At 71.8% G+C, this 20,898-nt stretch carries 20 protein-coding genes and 1 pseudogene; 5 read left to right on the top strand and 16 right to left on the bottom strand.

Translation table 11 applies throughout. The annotated features are described in order from the left end of the window. The 5 genes from trpA to M3N57_11050 all read right to left on the bottom strand — a co-directional run. Positions 1-740, bottom strand: a 740-nt coding sequence (trpA, locus tag M3N57_11070) for a tryptophan synthase subunit alpha (GenBank protein MDP9023208.1), incomplete at its 3' end; no start/stop codon positions are given. After that, positions 737-1,924: a tryptophan synthase subunit beta gene (gene trpB, locus M3N57_11065; protein ID MDP9023207.1), complete on the bottom strand. Its 1,188-nt coding sequence runs from the start codon at positions 1,922-1,924 to the stop codon at positions 737-739. The genes trpB and trpA, both read right to left, overlap by 4 nt. After that, complete coding sequence (locus M3N57_11060; protein MDP9023206.1) at positions 1,921-2,730, bottom strand: indole-3-glycerol phosphate synthase TrpC; 810 nt, start codon at positions 2,728-2,730, stop codon at positions 1,921-1,923. The genes trpB and M3N57_11060 overlap by 4 nt, the downstream gene beginning before the upstream one ends. A gap of 66 nt (positions 2,731-2,796) precedes the next feature. Beyond that, the gene (locus M3N57_11055; GenBank protein MDP9023205.1) at positions 2,797-3,789 is read right to left on the bottom strand and encodes a M28 family peptidase; all 993 of its coding nucleotides are present in this window, start codon (positions 3,787-3,789) and stop codon (positions 2,797-2,799) included. 50 nt (positions 3,790-3,839) lie between these two features. Beyond that, positions 3,840-4,193, bottom strand: a complete 354-nt coding sequence (locus M3N57_11050; GenBank protein MDP9023204.1) for a hypothetical protein — start codon at positions 4,191-4,193, stop codon at positions 3,840-3,842. Between the two features lie 86 nt (positions 4,194-4,279). Here M3N57_11050 and M3N57_11045 point away from each other — a divergent pair, with 86 nt between their 5' ends. Continuing rightward, positions 4,280-4,828 (top strand): NAD(P)H-dependent oxidoreductase, encoded by a 549-nt coding sequence (locus M3N57_11045; GenBank protein ID MDP9023203.1) that lies wholly within the window; start codon positions 4,280-4,282, stop codon positions 4,826-4,828. Between the two features lie 18 nt (positions 4,829-4,846). Here M3N57_11045 and trpE read toward each other — a convergent pair whose 3' ends face one another. Both trpE and hisI read right to left on the bottom strand, forming a co-directional pair. After that, positions 4,847-6,328, bottom strand: coding sequence for an anthranilate synthase component I (gene trpE / locus M3N57_11040; protein ID MDP9023202.1), 1,482 nt, complete (start codon positions 6,326-6,328; stop codon positions 4,847-4,849). Further along, positions 6,325-6,666 (bottom strand): phosphoribosyl-AMP cyclohydrolase, encoded by a 342-nt coding sequence (gene hisI / locus M3N57_11035; GenBank protein MDP9023201.1) that lies wholly within the window; start codon positions 6,664-6,666, stop codon positions 6,325-6,327. Before hisI ends, trpE begins: the two co-directional genes overlap by 4 nt. 919 nt (positions 6,667-7,585) lie before the next feature. Here hisI and M3N57_11030 point away from each other — a divergent pair. Both M3N57_11030 and M3N57_11025 read left to right on the top strand, forming a co-directional pair. Beyond that, complete coding sequence (locus tag M3N57_11030; protein MDP9023200.1) at positions 7,586-8,377, top strand: hypothetical protein; 792 nt, start codon at positions 7,586-7,588, stop codon at positions 8,375-8,377. Positions 8,378-8,495: 118 nt separating this feature from the next. Continuing rightward, positions 8,496-8,975 (top strand): TIGR00725 family protein, encoded by a 480-nt coding sequence (locus tag M3N57_11025; GenBank protein MDP9023199.1) that lies wholly within the window; start codon positions 8,496-8,498, stop codon positions 8,973-8,975. A 39-nt stretch (positions 8,976-9,014) separates the two neighbouring features. On the opposite strand, the gene hisF is transcribed toward M3N57_11025, so the two are convergent. Genes hisF through hisD form a run of 6 tightly spaced genes read right to left on the bottom strand, consistent with a single transcriptional unit; the run spans position 9,015 to position 14,217 of the window. Beyond that, the gene (gene hisF, locus M3N57_11020) at positions 9,015-9,821 is read right to left on the bottom strand and encodes an imidazole glycerol phosphate synthase subunit HisF (protein ID MDP9023198.1); all 807 of its coding nucleotides are present in this window, start codon (positions 9,819-9,821) and stop codon (positions 9,015-9,017) included. Beyond that, positions 9,818-10,549: a 1-(5-phosphoribosyl)-5-[(5-phosphoribosylamino)methylideneamino]imidazole-4-carboxamide isomerase gene (hisA, locus tag M3N57_11015; protein ID MDP9023197.1), complete on the bottom strand. Its 732-nt coding sequence runs from the start codon at positions 10,547-10,549 to the stop codon at positions 9,818-9,820. The genes hisF and hisA overlap by 4 nt, the downstream gene beginning before the upstream one ends. 6 nt (positions 10,550-10,555) lie before the next feature. Beyond that, a complete protein-coding gene (gene hisH / locus M3N57_11010) occupies positions 10,556-11,191 on the bottom strand; it encodes an imidazole glycerol phosphate synthase subunit HisH (protein ID MDP9023196.1) in 636 nt (211 codons plus the stop codon). Further along, on the bottom strand, positions 11,188-11,772 hold the full coding sequence (gene hisB, locus M3N57_11005; GenBank protein ID MDP9023195.1) for an imidazoleglycerol-phosphate dehydratase HisB: 585 nt from the start codon (positions 11,770-11,772) through the stop codon (positions 11,188-11,190). The genes hisH and hisB overlap by 4 nt, the downstream gene beginning before the upstream one ends. Before the next feature lie 58 nt (positions 11,773-11,830). Continuing rightward, complete coding sequence (hisC, locus tag M3N57_11000) at positions 11,831-12,904, bottom strand: histidinol-phosphate transaminase (GenBank protein ID MDP9023194.1); 1,074 nt, start codon at positions 12,902-12,904, stop codon at positions 11,831-11,833. After that, a complete protein-coding gene (gene hisD / locus M3N57_10995) occupies positions 12,901-14,217 on the bottom strand; it encodes a histidinol dehydrogenase (GenBank protein ID MDP9023193.1) in 1,317 nt (438 codons plus the stop codon). Before hisD ends, hisC begins: the two co-directional genes overlap by 4 nt. 222 nt (positions 14,218-14,439) lie before the next feature. On the opposite strand from hisD, the gene M3N57_10990 reads away from it, so the two are divergent. Beyond that, positions 14,440-15,000, top strand: coding sequence for a hemerythrin domain-containing protein (locus M3N57_10990; GenBank protein ID MDP9023192.1), 561 nt, complete (start codon positions 14,440-14,442; stop codon positions 14,998-15,000). 25 nt (positions 15,001-15,025) lie between these two features. Beyond that, on the top strand, positions 15,026-15,880 hold the full coding sequence (gene folP, locus M3N57_10985; GenBank protein ID MDP9023191.1) for a dihydropteroate synthase: 855 nt from the start codon (positions 15,026-15,028) through the stop codon (positions 15,878-15,880). A 20-nt stretch (positions 15,881-15,900) separates the two neighbouring features. Here folP and dnaE read toward each other — a convergent pair. From dnaE to M3N57_10970, 3 genes and pseudogenes are all read right to left on the bottom strand, one after another. After that, positions 15,901-19,394, bottom strand: a pseudogene (gene dnaE, locus M3N57_10980) (DNA polymerase III subunit alpha). Positions 19,395-19,548: 154 nt separating this feature from the next. Beyond that, on the bottom strand, positions 19,549-20,604 hold the full coding sequence (locus M3N57_10975; protein MDP9023190.1) for a hypothetical protein: 1,056 nt from the start codon (positions 20,602-20,604) through the stop codon (positions 19,549-19,551). Between the two features lie 13 nt (positions 20,605-20,617). Continuing rightward, positions 20,618-20,898: RNA pseudouridine synthase (locus M3N57_10970; GenBank protein ID MDP9023189.1), on the bottom strand; the 281-nt coding region annotated here is incomplete at its 5' end.

Below are 20,898 nucleotides of genomic sequence, written 5' to 3'. Positions count from 1 at the left end.
GGATCACCGTCGCCGGCGGCACGCACCAACGCCGAGCCGACGATGACCCCGTCGGCGTACCCGGCGACATCGCGCGCCTGTTCCGGCGTGGAGACACCGACCCCCACCAGGACGGGGAGGGCGGTGTGTTGGCGGATGCGCGACACCAGGTCGCGGGTCGACCGCCGCACCGCATCGACCCCGGTGACACCGAGCAACCCGGTGGCGTAGACGAACCCGGTCGAGGCGGCCGAGATGGCGGCCAGGCGCGCATCGGAGCTGACGGACGCAGCGAGGAAGACCGTCTCGAGACCGGCGTCCTGGGCGGCAGCGAGCCAGGGTCCGGACTCGCCAGCCGGGAGATCCGGCAGGATCGCGCCCGACAGCCCCGCGGCGGCGCAGTCGCGGGCGAACGGGGCGAGCCCTCGGACGGCGGCGATCGTGAAGTAGGTCATCACCAGCGCCGGTGCTGGGGTGACGGCCGTCACGCGGCGCGCCACGTCGAGGAAGTCGTCCACGCGGTAGCCGCGGCCGAGGGCGTGCTGGCACGCGGCCTGGATGGTGGGCCCGTCCATGATCGGGTCGCTGAACGGGAAGCCGATCTCGAGCAGGTCCGCACCGGCCTCGGCGGCGGCGTGCAGGCACGCCACGGAGGTGTCGAGGTCCGGGTAGCCGGCCGGGAGGTAGCACACGAGCGCGCGGCCGCCCCGACGGCGGTCCTCGAGGGTGGCGCGCACGCCCGGCCGGTCGCGTGCGGTCACGCTTCCACCCCCGTGAGCCGCGCGACCTCGTCGACGTCCTTGTCGCCCCGCCCGGACAGGGTCACCACGATCCGTGCCTCTGCGCCGAACGCCGCACGTCCGTGGTCGAGGAGCCAGCCGATGGCGTGGGCCGGTTCCAACGCGGGGAGGATCCCCTCGAGTTGCGCCAGCGTCCGGAAGGCGCGGAGCGCCTGCTCGTCGGTGGCGGCGACGTACTCCGCCCGGCCGGTGTCCTTCAGGTACGCGTGCTCGGGTCCCACGCCCGGGTAGTCCAGCCCCGCCGACACGCTGTGCGCAGGCAGCACCTGGCCGTCGTCGTCGACCAACGCGAACGAGCGCGCCCCGTGCAGCACCGCCTCCCGCCCTTCGGTCAAGGTGGCTGCGGACCGGCCCGAGCCGACCCCGTCCCCGGCGGCTTCCACGCCGACCAGCCGCACTCCTCGGTGGGGCACGAACGCGTAGAAGCTCCCCATCGCGTTCGACCCGCCGCCGACGCACGCGACGATCGCCTCGGGCAGCCCGCCGGCGTGCTCCTCGAACTGGATCAGGGTCTCGTCACCGATGACGCGCTGCAGGTCGCGGATCAGCGTGGGGAACGGGTGGGGGCCGACCACCGACCCGATCAGGTAGTGGGTGGTCTCCACGTTCGTCACCCAGTCGCGCATGGCCTCGTTGATGGCGTCCTTCAGGGTCCGGGTCCCGGCCGCGACCGGGATCACCTCGGCTCCCAGCAGACGCATCCGAACGACGTTCAGGCGCTGGCGGCGGCAGTCCTCCTCACCCATGTAGATCAGGCACCGCAGGCCGAACAGGGCGGCAGCGGTGGCCGTGGCGACGCCGTGCTGGCCGGCGCCGGTCTCGGCGATGATCCTCTCCTTGCCCATCCGGACGGCGAGGAGCGCCTGACCCAGGACGTTGTTGAGCTTGTGGCTCCCGGTGTGCGCGAGATCCTCCCGCTTGAGGTAGGTGGCCACCCCGGCTGCCTGTGACAGCCGCTCCGCCAGGTACAGCGGGGTGGGACGCCCGCCGTAGTCGTGCTGGAGACGGGTCAGCTCCGCCTCGAACGCGGGGTCGCTCCGCGCGGCGTCCCAGGCGGCCTCGAGCTCCTCGAGGGCGCCGAACAGGGCTTCGGGGACGAACTGTCCGCCGAAGCGGCCGAAGGTTCTGTCTGGGACTGCGTTCACCGGTACTCCGTCGCGGTGGTGGGCGATGCGCCGGCCGAGACGAGCAGCGCGACCGCGGCGCGGGGGTCGGGCGCGGTGATCAGCGACTCGCCGACCAGCACGGCGTCGGCGCCGGCCAGGGCGATGGTCCGCACGTCCTCGGGTCCGCTCAGGGCGGACTCGGCCACGGTCACGACCGAGTCGGGGAGCGCCGGGCGGACCCGCGCGAAGATCGTCTGGTCGACCTCGAAGGTGTTGAGATCACGGGCGTTGATCCCGACGATCGCCGCGCCCGCCTCGTAGGCCAGGGCAGCTTCCTGTTCGTTGTGGACCTCGACGAGCGCGTCGAGGTCGGCCTCGCGGCACGACTGCAGCAGTCGTTGGGTGTCGTGGGGACCGAGCGCGGCGACGATCAGCAGCACCGCGGAGGCTCCCGCCGCTCGGGCCTCCCACACCTGGTAGGGCGAGACGACGAAGTCCTTACGCAAGGTGGGGATCTCCAGGCGGGCGACCGCTGCCAGGTCGTCGAGGCTGCCCAGGAACCGGTCGGGCTCGGTCAGCACGCTGACCGCCGCGGCGCCGCCGTCGCGGTACGCCTCTGCCTGGGCGACCGCGTCGAGTTCTGGCGCGAGCGGCCCGCGCGACGGCGACGCTCGCTTGATCTCGGCGATGACCGCCACGCCCGGCCCGCGTAGGGCCACCTCCAGCGAGGGTCCGGGTGCGACCTGCAGCGCCCGCTCGCGGAGGGCGTCGAGCGGCTCGGCGTCCCGCGCGGAATCCAGCCGGGCGTGGGCGCCGGCGACCAACTCATCGAGGTAACTGCTCACACGACGTCCCGGATGGGCGGGACCAGGGTCGGCGCCATGGTAGTGACTGGCCGCGGCGCGGTACCGCTACGGCCCTGTCGGGCGGGGCGGCGTGGACGGTGCCAGGCCGTTGGCGTCCTGTGGGCGCAGGCTCCGCAGGAACGCAAGCGTCAGATCACCTGCCCGACGCAGATCGGCGACGTGCAGATGCTCGGGCGTGTCGTCGGGAGAGTGGTACACGTCGTCGAGGAACGTCCACAGCAGGGCAGCGGGGATCCGGCGGCGGGCGAACGGGCCGTGGTCGCTGATGTCCCCGCGCGCCTGGACCGCGTACCCGGTGAGACCGGTCTCGGCGGCCACGTGCTGCAGCCGCTGGGCGAGGGTGGCGGGGCCGACGTCGAACCAGCAGATGCACGTCACGTCGCCGTTGCCGACCATGTCCACGCTCAGCGCGGCGACCACCCGGTCGGCGTGGGCCGCGGCGTACCGGTCGGAGCCCAGGTGGTGCTGGCGAGGCTCGGACGGCTGGTACTCCTCGGCGCCGAACGCGACGAGGACGACCGGGACGCCCGTGTCCTCGTCGGCCAGCTCCCGAGCCACGGCCAGCAGCACCCCGATCCCGCTGGCGTTGTCGTTGGCGCCCGGAGACCCCACCACGGTGTCGTGGTGGCCGCCGACGACCACGTGTGCGCCGCCGCGCGGGTCCGTGTCGCGCCACGCCACCACGTTGGCCGTCACGCCCCCCTGCGGCAGCGGGAAGGGTTCCTCCACCACGCTCCAGCCGGCGTCCCGCAACCGGTCGGCGATCAGTTGGCGGGCCTGGGTGTCAGCGAGGCTGCCGGCGGGGCGCGCACCGAGCGACGTCAGCGCATGGACGACCAGCATCGCAGCGTCCGCGTCGAACGCCCCGCGGGCCGGTGACGGTGCGTCGGGGCTCGGGGAGGGCGACGTCTGCCGCGCGGTGGGCGCACCCGCAGCGGAGGTCCCCGCGGTCGGCGACGTGGCCGGCTGGGCTCCGCCCGCGCACGCCACCGCCCCGAGCAGCAGCGCCGAGGCGAGGACGCGGAACCTGCGCCACACCGCCGGACGGCACGGGAAGCCGGGCACCGGGCGCCCCCAGCGGCCTGGTCTCAGAACGTGAGGACCTCGTAGCCCGCCACCACGAGCGAGCGGAAGCTCGGGTGACGCTTGTACTCATCCAGCAACGTGACACCGGCCTCCCGGACGTCGTCGGTCGCGTCGAAGCTGTCCGCGCAGTAGCTGCACGCCCCCGCGATCGCTCCTCGAACCGACTCGTACAGTCGATGGGCGACGTGGTCGGGGTCGGACAGCTTGCCGGGCCAGCGGGTTGCGGCACCGTCGAAGATCAGCGTCGCGTCGTCACCAGCCTCCGTGAACTCCCTCACCACCATCATCGCGTTGACCATGCGGGCGAGGTCGTCGTGCGACTCGGTGCCGGCGAACACGACCGTCGCGACCTTCACATCAACCCCTCTTCGTTGCGGACTCCCAGCGTGCCAGCGTACGGTCGGGCCGAGGTCATCATCGACCCCCGACCGCAGGATCGACCATGCCTGACATCTCCATCCTCGGATTCGCCGGGAGCTTGCGGGAGGGTTCCTACAACCGCGCGCTGCTCGAGACCGCAGCGGAACGGGCCCCGGGCGACATCCGCATCGAGATCTTCGATCTCGCGCCGATCCCGCTGTACAACCGTGACGTCGAGGAGCAGGGCGACCCCGAGCCGGTGGCCGACTTCAAGCGACGCATCGACGCCTCGGATGGCGTGCTCATCGCCACGCCCGAGTACCAGCACGGCATCCCGGGGGTCTTGAAGAACGCCCTCGACTGGGCGTCACGCCCCCCGGGACGGTCCGTCATGCAGGGCAAGCCGGTGGCGATGATGGGGGCGAGCCCCAGCCCGGTCGGGACCGCACGGGCGCACCTCCAGCTGCGGCGGACGTTGCTGTACCTCGAGGCGGACATCGTCAGCACCCCCGAAGTGCTCGTCTCCTCGGCGGCGGAGAAGTTCGAGGACGGCCGTCTCGTCGACGACGACAGCCTGGGGTTCCTCGACCAGCTCCTCGAGACGTTCGCCGACCACATCCGCCAGCGTTGACGTTGGCGACCGCGGTGGTCAGCCGGACAGGCGCTCTGCGGCTCGCACCGCAGTGAGCAGCGCCATCGCCTTGCTCCGGGTCTCGGCTTCCTCGGCCCGTGGATCGCTGTCGGCGACCACACCGGCGCCTGCCTGCGCGTACGCGACGCCGTCGCGGAGCACCAGGGTGCGGAGCGCGATGCAGGTGTCGACGTTCCCGGACAGGTCGACGTACCCGATGGCGCCTGCGTAGGCCCCGCGACGGGTGGGCTCGAGCTCGTCGATGATCTCCATCGCGCGCACCTTCGGAGCGCCCGACACCGTGCCGGCCGGGAAGACCGCGCGCAGGACGTCGACAGGGGTCACGTCCGCCCGCAGCGTCCCGGTCACCCGGCTCACCAGATGCATCACGTGCGAGTAGCGCTCCACGACCATCAACTCGTCCACGCTGACGGTCCCGACCTCACAGACCCGGCCGAGGTCGTTGCGGCCCAGGTCCACCAGCATCACGTGCTCGGCGCGTTCCTTGTCGCTGGCGAGCAGTTCGCGCTCGAGGCGACGATCCTCCTCCAGCGTCGATCCGCGCGGTCGGGTCCCGGCGATCGGCCAGGTCTCCGCCCGCCTGCCTTCGACGCGGACCAGGGCCTCGGGCGACGAACCGACGATGTGCAGCTCGTCCAGGTCGAACAGGAAGAGGTACGGCGATGGGTTGATCACGCGCAGCATCCGGTACACGTCGAACGCCGATGCGCGGGTCGGCACCCCGAAGCGCTGGCTGGGCACGACCTGGAAGACGTCGCCCGCGGCGATGTGCTCCTTCGCGCGCGCCACCATCGCCTCGTACTGGCCGGGGGTGAGGTTCGACTGGGCGTCCTCGACCGGCTCGGTCGACGGAGGATCAGCCAGGGTGGAGGGGGTGGCGGCGCCCAGAAGCGCGACGAGCTCGTCGGCCATGCCGCAGGCCTGGTCGTACTGGGCGCCAGGATCGTCGCCGATCACGACGTTGGTGACGACGGTGAGCTTCTGCAGTAGGTGGTCGATCGCGACGACGTGGCGTGGGAAGAGCATCACGACGTCGGGGATGTGCAGGTCGTCACGACCGGTGATCGGGACGCGTTCGATCTCGCGGACGGCCTCCCAGCCGATGTACCCGACCGCGCCGCTGTGCAGCGGCGGCAGGCCGGGGATCGCCGGGCCGGTCAGCGCACGCGTCACCTTGTCGAGCGCGTCCAGCGGCCCGGTCGCGTCCCGGCCCGCGGGCGGCACGCCGCCCTCCCACGACACCGTCCCATCGCGGCCACGCAGGATCAGGAACGGCTCCAGCCCAACGAACGAGTACCGGCCCCAACGCTCGCCGTGCTCGGCGGACTCGAGCAGGAAGGACGGCCCCCGGCCCGAGAGCTTGGCGTAGACGGACAGGGGGGTCTCGAGGTCGGAGAGGATCTCACGCCACACCGGCACGACCGCGTGATCAGCAGCCAGCCGCAGGAACTGCTCGCGCGACGGCCGGTGACTGGTCACCTCTCGTCGACCGCCCCCTCGGACAGGTCACGGTGGAAGCAGGTGCGTTCGCCGGTGTGGCAGGCCGGGCCGTTCCCGGCGTCGACCAGGACGAGGAGCGTGTCCCCGTCACAGTCAGCCAGGATCTGCCGCACCTTCTGGGTGTTCCCGGACGTGGCACCCTTGTGCCACAGCTCCTGCCTGGACCGTGACCAGAACACCGTCTCGCCGCGCGCGAGGGTGAGGGCGAGCGACTCGTCGCTCATCCACGCCACCATCAGCACCTCGCCGGTGTCGTGCTGCTGCACCACCGCGGGGATCAACCCGCGATCGTCGAACCTCAGGTCGGTGATCGACAACGGCATCCGGTCTCCGGGCTGGCGCGGTCACGCAGCGTACTTGACCGCCTCTGTTCGTTCTCCACGGCCGCTCGCCGACTCTCCCTGCGCTTCTAAGCGCCAATCGGCTCGCTCCGCCATCGGGCGACGGCGCGGTGTGGACGGACCCGCGACGAGACCCCTCCGCCCGTGCCAGCCGCCTAGGGCCTCCGAGGCGCCGGAGATATCGGTGATGGCCCGGCTGGGTCGCTCGATCGCGGCCTGCTCCGGTCAGCCGAACCGGCGGCCTCGTCATGGTGTCTTCCCGGTGTCGTTTCACCGCAGCGCGTGCGGGCGCCGGAACCGCCGGACCGATCATGGCGTCCGACTCGAGCCGGCGTCTCACCAGCTCCAAGGAGAGGATGCGCCAGTACACGGAGTCGGTCCCGGTCAACCCGCGCCCCGCGTCGTGCGTTCATCACTTGACACCGCGTTGTGAGGGAGGATCCATGCCACGAGAGATATCCCTGCGGGCCGCGGAGGGGTTGCGGGTTCACCCTGCCGGCAATCCCTTGCGGCACGCTCGCGCGGTTCCAAGAGCGAGGAAGAGCCGAGCCATGACGCGACTGACCATTCACCGCCGGGCAGACGCGACCCACTCCCCCACCTGCGGCGGGAAGGCATTGCTGCTGGCCGGTGCGGCCTTGTTGGTGAGTAGCGCCTGCGCGACAGGCGACAGCGCGGCGCCCACCTCCGACACGGACACGACAACGGCGCTGAGCGACCCGTGCGTGGGGATCGGTCCCGCCCCTGAACTGGCGGAGGTCACCTGGCTAGCGGATGGCAGGCTCATGGCCGCCACCGCGGGGGGCCGGCGCGGTGCCTCCTTGAGGTCGGCCAGGCCGAGACCTTGGAGTGGGCAGGGAGCGCCGACCGCGTCTTGCTGGGATCCACCCGGGCCGTGACCGCCGAGGGCGAGGTCTCCCTGGCCCTTCCCTCCAACGGCCGTGTGCGCTGGTCGGCGCCCACGGGCAAGTCGGTCCTCCACGTCGATGCCCAGGGGCGGCTGCGCAAGCAGGTACTGGGCGGAGCGGTCAGCGAGCTGGCTGCCATGGAACGCGCCGACGACGCCGTCTACCACCCCGCGGGGCTCACCATCGCCGCCTCAGGGGAGGGCGAGGTCGCCGGGGGCGAGGTCGTCCGGGGCTTGTTCGTAGCCCGGAACACGGGCGAGGGGGCGCCCCAGCCGCTCGCCGAGGGCGAGACGGCCCGGCGCATCGACTCGCTCGCCTTCTCGTCCGACGGAGCCCTGGTGTTCGTGGCCGACCACGGCGGGCACAGCGACCTTCACCGCCTGGACCTCCAGCGGGGGACGATGGCAACGGTGGCCACGGTGAGCGGGCAGGAGCACATCGGGCGGGTGGCGGTCTCTCCCTTCGAGACCGACACCGTCGCCTTCGCACGCTGCGAGCCCGACGGCACCCCCCGGCCCACCTTCGCCGAGCGCGGAGGGAGCGCTCTGGCTCTGGAGGGGACGTCGGTGGCGCGCGCGGAACCCATCGGCTGGCTCCCCGATGGCGGGCTGGTGCTCGTCGCCCGCCCCCGCTGCGACGACGGCCCCGGGAGCCTCTACGTGTTCCGGGACGGCACGGCCCACCTTGTGGCCGAGGACGTGGAGGCGGCGGCCGTGCGGGCGGTGCTCCCCGAGCCGCCGCCCTCCCCCGAGATCCTCCCCACCAGCCCCTTCGCCTGATGAAGAACGCCTGCGGCCGGTCGGCCGCCACGTTGCACCACACAGCAGCAGTTCGGCGGAAGGTGCCGGCGCTCGTGAACGCCACCGTCGACGTAGGGTTGTCCCGGGAGGAGCTCCGGTGTCCCACGACCAGCCCTACATCGCGGTGGTCGGCACGGGCACGCCCGATGCCGCGTTCGAGGCGCTGGCCGAGGACGTCGGTCGCCACGTTGCTCTCGCCGGCGGGGTGCTAGTCTGCGGCGGGTTGGAGGGTGTCATGGCGGCGGCGAGTCGCGGCGCGGCCGAGGCCGGCGGCCTGGCGTTGGGGATCCTGCCCGGAAGCGATCGCCGCGCCGCGAACCGATGGGTGCAGGTGGCCGTTGCCACCGGTGTCGGTGAGCTGCGCAACGCCCTGCTGGTTCGCGCAGCCGATGTCATGATCGCGATCGGCGGAGGGTTCGGGACGCTGTCGGAGATCGCGTTCGCCGTCAAGACCGGCGTCCCGGTGGTTGGTCTTCGCACCTGGGACCTGGCCCGTGCCGGTGCCCCGGACGCCATCGAGGTCGCCTCCGACGCCCCGGACGCGGTCCGGCGGGCGCTGCGTCACGCCAGCAGATGACTCGCACGTGGCGCCGCCGGCTGGCAGCCAACCGGTCGGTCACGCGGTGGCCTGTCCGGCCGGTGAGACAGGGCGGACCGGCAGGCCGGCTGCGGCGAGTTCCGTCTTGACGTCGGCGATGCGCAGCTGCCCGAAATGGAAGATGGACGCGGCGAGCACGGCAGCGGCGCCGCCCTCGGCGACCGCGTCGACCATGTGGCGGGCGCCGCCCGCCCCGCCGCTGGCGATCACCGGGACGTTGACGGCAGCGCTGACCGCAGCCAGCAGGGCGACGTCGAACCCGTCCTTGGTCCCGTCGCGGTCCATGGAGGTCAGCAGGATCTCGCCGGCACCCCGCGCCTCGCACGCTCGGGCCCACTGCACCACATCGATGCCGGTGGGGGTTCGGCCCCCGTGGATGTGCACCTCCCACGCGGGGCGCTGGCCCGGTCGCCGACGCGCGTCGATCGCCGCGACCACGCACTGGCTACCGAAGGCGTCGGCGGCCTCGGCGAGGACGTCGGGGCGCTGCACCGCGGCGGTGTTGAGCGACACCTTGTCCGCGCCGGCTCGCAGCATGCGCCGGACGTCGTCCACGCTCCGGATCCCGCCCCCGACGGTGAGCGGGATGAAGACCTGCTCGGCCGTGCGGGCGACGACGTCGACCATGGTGGCGCGTCCCTCCGACGAGGCCGTGATGTCGAGGAACACCAGCTCGTCGGCGCCCTCCGCGTCGTAGGTCCGGGCCAGTTCCACCGGGTCTCCGGCGTCGCGGAGCTCGACGAACCGGATGCCCTTGACCACACGGCCCCCGGTGACGTCCAGGCACGGTACGACCCGGACCGCCAAGCCTCCGGCGTCGGTCATGCGACGTTGCCGACGGCTGCGAGCGCGTCGCCGAGACCGAACCGCTGCGCGTAGAGCGCCTTCCCGACGATCGCGGCGTCCACACGCGGATGGCAGGCGGCGAGCGCCTGCAGGTCGGAGATGGTGGCCACCCCACCGGAGGCGGTGACCCGTGCGTCGGTGGCGTCGGCCACCGCGGCCAGCGTGTCGAGGTTGGGTCCTTCGAGGGTGCCGTCACGGCCGACGTCGGTGTAGACGAACCGCGCGACGCCCATGCTGGTGAAGCGGTCGATGGCCTCGAAGAGGTCGCCGGCCGCTTGCGTCCATCCGCGTGCCTGCAAGGTGCGGCCACGCGCGTCGAGGCCGACCGCGATCGCGTCGCCGTAGCGGTGCACGCACTCGGCGACGAACTCCGGGTCGGTCAGCGCCATCGTCCCGATCACGATGCGTTGAGCGCCGTAGGCGAGCGAGGCCGCCACGTCGGCGAGGTCGCGGATACCACCCGAGGCTTGGACGGGCACGCCTGTCGCGTCGACGATGTCGGCGATCAGGTGACGGTTGCGGGGCTCGCCGGTGAACGCCGCGTCGAGGTCGACCACGTGCAGCCACCGGGCGCCGGCGTCGGCCCAACGACGCGCCGCGGCCACGGGGTCGGTGTCGTACACGGTCTCCGCGTCGGTCCTGCCCTGCGTGAGCCGGACCGCCTTCCCCTCGCGGATGTCCACCGCCGGGTAGATCGTGAAGCCCACCGCTGGTTACGCCACCGCGACCGGCAGACCCGCGACCCAGTTGGTCAGGAGGCGGATGCCGACGTCGGACGACTTTTCCGGGTGGAACTGGGTGCCGACGACCGGACCGGCACGGACGATGCACGGGAACGGCTCGGGGTAGCGGCAGGTCGCCACGACGTGTGCGGGATCCGACGCGACCGCGTAGTAGGAGTGCACGAAGTAGGCCCGCTGACCGGCGACCCCTGCCAGCAGCGGGTCGTCGTCGTGCCCGGACGCGGGGACGATCACGTCCCACCCCATGTGCGGGATCCGGACCGTGTCGGGGAAGCGCACCACCCGGCCGGGCAGGATCCCCAACCCCGGGCAGTCGCCTTCCTCGCTGTGCTCGTACAGCAGCTGCATCCCGACGCAGATGCCCAGTAGCGGCCGGCCCTCACTCACCCAGCGGCGGACGAGGTCTGCCAGCCCGCCGCGCTGCAGGTTGGCCAGGCACGTCCCGAAGTGTCCGACGCCGGGCACCACCAGCGCGTCGGCCCGTCCCGCCACCGCCGGATCCGCGGTGACGGTGACCTCGGCACCGGCGCGCTCCAGACCACGTTGGGCGGAACGGAGGTTGCCCGCCTCGTAGTCGAGGACCCCCACGTGTGGTCGTGCGGTCACGCCAGCACTCCCTTGCTCGAGGGGATCTCGCTCCCGGTCACGGCCACGGCGCGCCGCAACGCCACGGCGGCTGCTTTGAACACCGCCTCGTGCGCGTGGTGGCTGTTCCCCCCGCGGATCAGCTCGACGTGGAGGGTGATGCGGGCATGTGCGACCAGCGACTCGAAGAAGTGGCGGGTCAAGGTGGTCTCGTACGTCCCGATCAGCTCCACCGGGGTCGCGACGTCGTACACCAGGTAGGGACGCCCCGACAGGTCGATCGCCACGCGCGCCAGGCACTCGTCGATCGGGACGGTGGCGTCACCGAACCGCTCGACGCCGGCGCGGTCGCCCCACGCCTGCATCAGCGCCTGGCCGAGCGCGATGCCGGTGTCCTCGACCGTGTGGTGGGCGTCGACCTCGAGGTCCCCGTCGGCACGGACGGTGAGTTCCAGCCGGGCGTGGCGGCCGAGCTGGTCGAGCATGTGGTCGAAGAACGGCACGCCGGTGGCGACGTCGGTGCGGCCGTCGCCGTCGAGGTCGACGTCGACGACGACCCCGGTCTCGCGGGTTCCGCGCTCGACGTGGGCGTGGCGGGCCATGTTCTTCCGGTTGTTGGTCGACGACGTGCAACCGTACCGGCCACGTGGGCGTCCAGCCTCAGCCGCCGGCGTCGGCACCGAGCGCCGCGCGCACAGCGGCGAGGAAACGGTCGTTCTCCTGGACGGTCCCCACCGACACCCGCAGGCACCCGTCCAACCGTGGCCTGGTCGAGAAGTCACGCACCAGGACGCCCCGGTCGAGGAGCCGCTGGAACAGGTCGGGGACGTCGGTGCGGAACAGCAAGAAGTTCGCCGACGATCGGAACACGGTCACCTGGGGGAGCCCCTCGAGCGCCGCGGCGACCCGGGCGCGTTCGGCGGCCACACCCGGGATGTGGGTCAGCATGGCCGGGCCGAGGTCCAACGCCGCCAGGGCCGCGACCTGCTTGACCGTGTCGAGGTGGTACGGCAACCGGACGCGGCGCAGATCGTTGATCACCCAGTCGTGGGCGAGCAGGTAGCCCAGACGGAGTCCCGCCAGGCGGTACGCCTTCGAGAACGTCCGGGTCACCACCGCCCTGGGCAACACATCCAGCAGCTCCCGGGCGGAGGCGGCACCGAACTCGACGTAGGCCTCGTCGACGATCACCAACGCGTGGCCGGCGTCGTGCAACGCCCGGACGGCGTCGAGCGACACCGGCAGACCGGTGGGGTTGTTGGGATGGGCGACCGTCACCAGGTCGGGGCGGTGCCTGCGCACGGCGGCGGCAGCCAGATCCGCGTGCAGTGTGAAGTCGTCGGGCAGGTCATCCTCGACGACGTCGGTGAGCGCGACACGCGCGATCAGTGGGTGGGCGGAGTAGCCGGGGCGGAACAGCAGCATCCGGCGCCCCGGCCCGCCGTACGCCAGGAACAGCTGCAGCAGGACCTCGTTCGAACCGTTGGCCACCCACACACGGCTGGCGTCCAGGCCCTCGAGATCAGCCAGCCGCGTCCGCAGGTCCCGCACACACCGGTCGGGGTAGCGGTGCAGCCCGAGACCAGCCAGCCGCGCCCGGACGGCGTCCTCGAACTCCGGCGGTGGCGGTTCGGCGGTCTCGTTCGTGTTGAGCCTGACGGGGACGTCCAGCTGCGGCGCCCCGTACGGCTCGACGCCGACCAGGTCGTCGCGGACGGGGACCCGGTCGATCACGGCATCCTCGCCGACCCGTTCCCGTCCAGACGCAGGTCGACGGCTCGACCGTGGGCAGGCAGGTCCTCCGCCGCCGACAGGGCACGGACGGTCGGCGCGAGATCCCTCAGCGACGACTCGTCGTAGTGCACCCAGTTGACCGCCACGAGGAAGTCACTCGTGGTCAGTCCGCCCCGGAACCGGGCGGTCCGCGCGGTCGGGAGCGTGTGGTTGGGCCCTGCGGCGTAGTCACCCAACGACACGGGGGTCGAGGCCCCGACGAAGATGGCGCCCGCGAACCGGACGCGTTCGGCGACCGGGACAGGATCGGCGGTCTGGACCTCCAGGTGCTCCGGCGCGAAGGCATCGACCACCTCGACCGCGTGGTCGAGGTCATCGACGATCACCGCCGCGCCCTGCCCGGCGAGCGCGGTCTCGACCCGCTGCCGGTGCCGGGTGGTCGCGACCTCACGGCGCAGCGCGTCAGCCACCGCTTCGACCACCGCCGGATCGGGCGTGACCAGCAGGCAGCTCGCCAGCTCGTCGTGCTCGGCCTGGGCCACGAGATCCGCCGCGACGAGGCGCGGATCGGCGGAGGCGTCGGCGATGATGGCGACCTCCGTCGGGCCGGCGAAGCCCTCAGCGCCGCAGCGGCCCTCCGCCTGCACCAGCTGCTTGGCGAGCGCCACGTAGAGGTTGCCCGGCCCGACGATCTTGTCGCACCGCGGCACGGTCCGGGTCCCGTAGGCCATGGCCGCGACCGCCTGCGCCCCGCCGACAGCGAACACCGCATCGACGCCGAGCATGCCCGCAGCCGCCAGGATCGTGCGGTCGGGGAGGCCGTCGCTCCCGGTCGGTGGCGTGCACAGCACGATCTCGTCCACCCCGGCGACCTGCGCGGGGACGACCGCCATCACAACACTCGACGGGTACGCCGCCTGTCCCCCAGGGACGTACACCCCCACCCGATGCAGGGGACGGAACCGCTGACCGAGTCGCGCCCCGCCCCGTTCCACGGTCCAGTCGGCGGGCCTGGCCTGTTGGTGGAACCAGCGCACCTGCGCTGCCGCCTGCTCCAAGGCGGCGCGCACGTCGCCGGTCAGATGCCGCAGCGAACGTCGCAACGCCTCCACGTCCACGGCGAGGTGGTCGGGTCGGACGTGATCGAACCGCTCGGTCAGGTCCCGGACGGCGTCGTCGCCGCGGGTCCGGACCTCGGTGAGGATCTGCTCGACCGCGGAGCGTGCGGACGCCAGGTCGACCGCCGCTCGAGGGAGACGGTCGGTGGGGTCGCGGCGGTCGCCGCGCAGGTCCAGGACGGTGAGGACAGCCATGTGCTCGAGCGCCGGGCGGAGCCGGAGCCTACCAACGGCGACTGGCGACCGGTCGCGACGGCGGTCACGCGTGATGTCTCGCGGCAGCGACCGGGTGGTCGTCCTGGCGGGCGGTTCAGCCCGCGGGTCACGTCCTTTCTACCGGGCGGGTCGGCTACCCGGTCACAGCGCGTCGACCACGGTGACAGGACGTTCGCAGACGCCGCTGGGGAGGGGGAGACCGTGGATGCCTTGGAGCTGCTGACCAGCCAGCACAACGAGGTCGAGAGGCTGTTCTCCGAGTACGAGCAACTCGGGCCCGGACAGGCCGAGCGCAAGAAGCAGATCGCGCGCCAGGTGATCACCGACCTGTCGATGCACGCCGGGGTCGAGGAGGTGGCGTTCTACCCCACCGTCCGTGAGGCTCTCCCCGACACCGAACAGGAGATCCAGGAGGACCTCGAGGAGCACGAGCGCGTCAAGCAGACCCTGTCGAACATCCAAGGGATGGAACCCACGGATCCGCAGTTCGACGCGGAGTTCCAGCAGGTGATCAGCGATGTCCGCCACCACGTCAACGAGGAGGAGAACCAGCTCTTCCCGCGGGTGCGGCAGGGCATGTCCGACCAGGAGCTGCGCGACCTCGGCGAGGCGATGCAGGAGCTGAAGAGCCGGGTGCCGACCAACCCCCACCCGCACGCACCGCAGGAGCCGCCAGCGAACGTGGTGCTGGGGCCGGTCGCGGGGATGCTCGACCGGGTCCGGGACGCGATCCGGCAACGCACCGGCAAGAAGACCGTCTGATCGACGCCGGCGACCACCCGGCGCGGTGATCAACAGGGGCCCGCCCACAGCGTTCGAGCTGGGCGAGCACCGCTACGACCTGTCTCACCGGGCCCTGGTGGTCGCGATCCTCAACCGCACGGTCGATTCCTTCTACGACGGCGGCGCCTACGTCCGCCGTGACGCGTTCCTGCGCCAGGCGGAACGGCTGGTGTCCGACGGAGCGGACGTCGTCGAGGTCGGCGCCCGCGCCGCTGGAGTGGGGACACGCGACGTCACCGCCGCCGCCGAGACGGACCTCGTGGCGGCGAGCGTCGCGGCGCTGCGTGACCGCTTCGACGTCCCGATCGCGGTGGACACCTGGCGCGCCTGCGTCGCGGAGGCTGCCTTCGCGGAAGGTGCCGTCCTCGGCAACGACATCAGCGGGTTCGCCGACGACGGCTACCTGCCTGCCGTCGCCGTGGCCGGCGCGTCGGTCGTCGCCACCCACATCCGCTTGCAACCGCAGGTCCCCGATCCCGATCCCGTCTACGACGACGTGGTGACCGACGTTGCCGCGGCGTTGCGCCGACTGGCAGGCGAGGCGGCGGCCGCCGGCATCCCCGCCTGCCGTGTCGTGGTCGATCCCGGACTCGACCTCGGCAAGACCTGGCAGCAGTCGGTGCGGCTGCTGGCCAACATGGAGGTCTTCGCGGCCCTGGGCCACCCGCTCCTGCTGGCTGCGTCGAACAAGATCTTCCTCGGGCGACTGCTGGGTTTGGACGCGGACGAACGTCACGACGCGACGGTCGCGGCCTGTGTCGCGGGTCTGGAGCGGGGCGCGCGCCTCCTGCGGGTCCACGACGCGAGAGGGGGGCGCCACGCCGCCGACCTGGTGACCGCGCTGTGGGCCGATGCCTGACCGACCCGCGGCGCGATCCGTCAGGCGATCGGCGTGGGGTCGGAGACCACCTCGGGACCGAACCGCGACTTGAGCTCGCCGAACAGGCCAGGCCGGCGGGTGACCCGGAAGTCGTCACCGAGCTTGAAGACCGTCGGCTGCTGGCCGCCGCGGAGCTCAAGGTGCACGGGCACGTGGCCGCGGTGGCGGCTCAGGATGTCCTTCAGCTGGGTGACGGTTGGGGCGGTGCACTGGCGGACATCGAGGCGGACGGTCACCGGAGTACCGAGGGCATCGGACAGGTCCGGCTCGAACGCATCGAGAGCGATCAGCTTGAGGTTCTCATCGCGGTGGTCGACGCGGGCGCGGACGACGACGACGCGGTCCTCCTCGAGGAGTTCGTGCACCTGCTGGTACACGGTCGGGAAGAAGATCGTCTCGACCGATCCGGACAGGTCCTCGAGGGTCGCCAGGACGTAGGTCTGACCCTTCTTGGTGAAACGCTTCGCGATGCCCATCAGCACGCCCCCGACGGTCACCGTGTCCGGTGCCCGGCCGTCGTCGACGAGGCGGTCGCGGAGATCGCCGATCCGGTGGTCGGCGAGCTCGTCCAGCACCCTGCCCACGCCGAACAGCGGATGGTCCGAGACGTACAGCCCGAGCATCTCCCGCTCCTGGGCGAGCAGGGTCGACTTGCGGTACTCGTCCTCGCCGATCGGCACCGCGTCATCGAACTGCACCGCAGCCGGGTCATCCCCGTTGCCGCCGAACAGACTGACCTGACCAGCGGCTTCGGCACGCTGCTTGGAGAGCTCCGCATCGAAGATGGACTCGAACGGCGGGACATCGGCGCGGCGCGGTTCCAGGAGCCCCTTGCGGGTGTGTCCGAGGCTGGCGAACGCACCAGCTTCGATCAGGGACTGCACCACCCGCTTGGTCAACGCGGTGAGGTCGACCTTCCGGCAGAAGTCGCGGTAGTCGTCGAAGCGTCCGCGGTCACGGCGGGCGCGGAGGATCTCCTGGACCACCGCTTCGCCGACGTTGCGGACCGCTGACAGCCCGAAGCGGATCTCGTCGCCCCGCGGGGTGAAGTCGACGTCGGATTCGTTCACGTCAGGCGGGAGGACCGTGATGCCCATCACCCGGCACTCGTTGAGGTACTGCGGCAGGCGGTCCTTGTTGCTCTTCACCGACGTCAGGAGCGCGGCCATGTACTCGACCGGGTAGTGGGCCTTCAGCCAGGCGGTCTGGTAGGTGATCACCCCGTATCCCACCGAGTGGCTCTTGTTGAAGCCGTAGCCGGCGAACTTCTCGATGAGGGTGAACAGCTCGTCCGCGAAGCCGCGGTCGTAGCCGTTGGCCACCGCCCCGCCGACGAACCGCTCCCGCTCGGCGGCCATCATCTCGGGATCTTCTTCCCCATGGCTTTGCGCAGCAGATCAGCTTGGCCCATGCTGTAGCCGGCGATGTCCACCGCCATCCGCAGCACCTGTTCCTGGAAGACGATGATCCCGTAGGTCTCGCCCAGGATCGGTTCGAGGTCGGGATGGTCGTAGGTGACGGGGCGTCGGCCGTGTTTGCGTTCGGCGTACTCGACGTGCATCCCCTCGCCCAGCGGTCCCGGCCGGTACAGGGCGTTGAGCGCGACCACGTCCTCGAACGAGTCGGGTTCCATCAGCCGGACCAGGGCCTGCATGCCGGGCGACTCGAGCTGGAAGACGCCCAGCGTGGAACCCTCGCGCAGCAACGCGTAGGTGCGCTCGTCGTCGAGGGGGACGCCGCCGACGTCGACCTCCTCGCCACGGTTGTCGCGGATGTGACGTTCGGCGTCGGTCATCACCGTGAGGTTGCGCAGGCCGAGGAAGTCCATCTTGAGCAACCCGATGGCCTCGACCCCGTGCATCTCGTACTGGGTGACGAACTCGCCGTCGTCGGTGCGCAGCAGCGGGACGGTCTCCATCAACGGCTCGGCGCCGATCACCACCGCGGCGGCGTGGATCCCGTGCTGGCGCCGGAGACCCTCCAGCCCGCGGGCGGTGTCAAGCACCCGCCGGGCGTCGACATCGTTGTCGTAGGCTTCGCGCAGCTCGACCGACTTCTCGAACGCCTGCTCCAGGGTGGCTTCACGGCCCTGCACCGCGGGCGGCATCGCCTTGCACAGACGGTCACCGAGGGCGTAGGGATAGCCAAGGACCCGCGCGGCGTCGCGCATCGCGGACTTCGCCTTGATGGTTGCGAACGTCACGATCTGCGCGACGTGGTCGGTGCCGTACCGCTCGGCGGCGTAGCGGATCATCTCGCCCCGGCGACGCTCGTCGAAGTCGATGTCGATGTCGGGCATGGACAGACGCTCGGGGTTCAGGAACCGCTCGAAGATCAGCCCGTGCTGCAAGGGATCGATCGCGGTGATGCCGGTGCAGTACGCAACCGCTGAGCCGCCGGCCGAACCGCGCGCCGGCCCGACCCGGATCTGCTGCTCGCCGGCGTGTTCGCACAGGTCCGCCACGATCAGGAAGTAGGCGGGGAAGCCCATCTGCTCGATGATCGCCAGCTCGTGCTCGAGCCGATCGCGGACGGTGTCCGGCAACGGGTCGCCGTAGCGCTGGGCCGCACCGGTGAACACCTTCCGGCGGAGGTACGCGGCTTCGCTCAACCCGTCCGGGCACGGGAACCGCGGCACGAGATCACGGCCGAACGGGATCTGGGCCGTACACATCTCGGCGATCTCGAGGGTGGCGTCGCAGGCGTCCAGGTGATCGCGGAACAGCTCACGCATCTCGCGCGCCGACTTGACGTAGAAGTCGCGCCCCTTGAACTGGAACCGGTCCTCGTCGCTGACCTGCGCCCCGGTCTGGACGCACAGCAGGACGTCGTGGACCTCCCAGTCCTCCTGCCGCGTGTAGTGGGAGTCGTTGGTGGCCACCGTCCGCAGGCCCAGCTCCGCGGCCAGGGCGAACAGCTCCGGGAGAACCCTGCGCTGCTCGGAGATCTGGTGATCCATCACCTCGACGAAGAAGCGATCCCGACCGAAGATCTCCGAGAACTCGCCGAGCGATCGCCGCGCCCCCGCCCGGTCACCGCGGAGCAGCGCCTGGTTCACCTCCGACGCCAGGCAGCCGGACAGCGCCACGATCCCGTCGCTGTGCTCGGCCAGCAGCTCCTTGTCGACCCGGGGCTTGTACCAGTACCCCTCCAGGTACGCCCGGGACGACAGCTTGACGAGGTTGCGGTACCCGGCCTGGTCTGCGGCCAGGACGGTCAGGTGGAAGTACGGCTCGTCGCCCCTGCGCCGGTCGCCCTTGTCGTACCGCGAGCCGGGGGCCTGGTACAGCTCGGCACCGATGATCGGCTTGACCCCCGCCCGGGCCGCCGCACGGCTGACGTCGACGGCGCCGAACAGCACACCGTGGTCGGTGACCGCCACCGCCGGCTGCTGATCGGCGGCGACCGTCCGCACCAGGTCGTCAACGCGACTGGCTCCATCCAGCATCGAGTACTCGGTGTGGACGTGGAGATGGACGAACCCGTCGCGCAGGCGGGTGGTCGTCGGCGGTGGGCTCGAGGGAGTCGGTCCTGCCACTGCGGGTTCCCCTGCGGTCTCGTCCGGTGGAGCCCGACGGCGGGGGAAGAATCACCGTCGTGTAAGTACCGCGCCGGAGGCTAACACGGCAGCGCCGCCGACGCGGTGATCAGGCCGGCGCACCGTAGGTCGTGTGGGTGCGGTCCTCAGGCAGGATCCCGTAGAACCGCGCCGTCGCGGCGTCGGCTTCGGCGGGAGCGACGTCGACCAGGCGCACGTCGGGGCGGTCGACGAGCCCTCGGAGAGCCGTGACCGGACCGCGCACGACCACGGCGAAGACGACCCCGCTGTCGCGCGCGATGACCTCGAGCGCAGCCTCCAGCCGCTGCAGGTCCTGCTCGTAGAAACCTTCGAACGTCGGGTCCTCGACCGTTCGGGACGCCACCAGACTCCGTAGGTGCTTGGAGTCCTCGGCGAGGCTGCGACGGTGTGCGGCCACCGCGGCCTCGATCGCCGCGGCCGGCCGGCGGCCGAGCGCGACCCTGAACGGCTCCTCGCCTTCGGCGGGAACACGCAGCAGCCCCACCACCGCGGTGACGTCGGCGGGGAGCCGCTCGGCGACCTCCGCCGCCGTGAGGTACCGGCCGAAGGACACCACGGCCAGGCGTTCCTCGCCGTCCGGGACCTCGGCCAGAGCGCGGTGGCGCTCGTCCACGTGCGCCGCCACCAGGACCCCGACCGCCGGCCCGACCGCCACGGCGCTCGCCGGGTCGGTGTCGGCGTTGGCTCCCGACGAGGGCGCCATCGCCCCGCGGGCGGGACGGTCCGCACGCAGATCCGGGTAGCGCTGCATGTGCACGTAGGAGCCGAGGAAGGCGATGACCGCCGCGGCGAGAGCCAGCCCCTGGCGGTGGCGCTCGAGCAGCCCGACCGTCCGGTCGGCGATCAGCCATCCGCCCACGCTGCGGCCCGCACGCGCCAACACCGACAGGGGCGCCGCCAGGATCAGGACCACCAGCCGCCCGATGCGGCGCACCACAGACAGGCGGAACGGCCACGTCACGACGCGCGCCAACCCACGTCCGGTGCGGCGCGCGGCGCGGACCGGCCATGCGCCCCCCATCCTCCGCGCCGTGGCATGCGCACCTCGCTGCAGGACCGGGACGACGCGGTCATCGAGCCGCTGCAGGGCGGTGCGGTCCCGGGCGGGGCGTGATCGGAGCATGGGGGCGGCCAGCCTAGCTGCCGGGCGCCGCCACGGCCGCCAGGTCGAGCGCCCCCGCCAGGTCGTCGGGGAGCGGCTCGTCGACCGCGACGCGCTCACCGGTGACCGGATGGGCGAAGCGCAACGCGACGGCGTGCAGGAACGGGCGGGTGAGCCCCAGCGCCGCGGCGACGTCGCGTCCGCCGCCGTAGGTGCGGTCCCCGGCCACCGGGTGGCCGGCGAACGCCAAGTGGACACGGATCTGGTGGGTGCGTCCCGTCTCGAGTCGGCAGGCCAGCAGCATGACCGGGCGGT

The sequence above is a fragment of the Actinomycetota bacterium genome (assembly GCA_030776725.1).
Lineage (GTDB): Bacteria > Actinomycetota > Nitriliruptoria > Nitriliruptorales > JAHWKO01 > JAHWKW01.
The sequence above is the reverse complement of the archived record's forward strand: the minus strand, read 5'-3'. Positions and strand labels throughout refer to the sequence as shown.

Excerpts from the sequence above, each read along its gene's own strand:
- M3N57_11045 (MDP9023203.1), top strand. The coding sequence starts at position 4,280 with ATGCCTGACATCTCCATCCTCGGATTCGCCGGGAGCTTGCGGGAGGGT.
- hisF (MDP9023198.1), bottom strand. The coding sequence starts at position 9,821 with ATGACCGACGCCGGAGGCTTGGCGGTCCGGGTCGTACCGTGCCTGGAC.
- hisB (MDP9023195.1), bottom strand. The coding sequence starts at position 11,772 with ATGGCCCGCCACGCCCACGTCGAGCGCGGAACCCGCGAGACCGGGGTC.
- hisD (MDP9023193.1), bottom strand. The coding sequence starts at position 14,217 with ATGGCTGTCCTCACCGTCCTGGACCTGCGCGGCGACCGCCGCGACCCC.
- M3N57_10975 (MDP9023190.1), bottom strand. The coding sequence starts at position 20,604 with ATGCTCCGATCACGCCCCGCCCGGGACCGCACCGCCCTGCAGCGGCTC.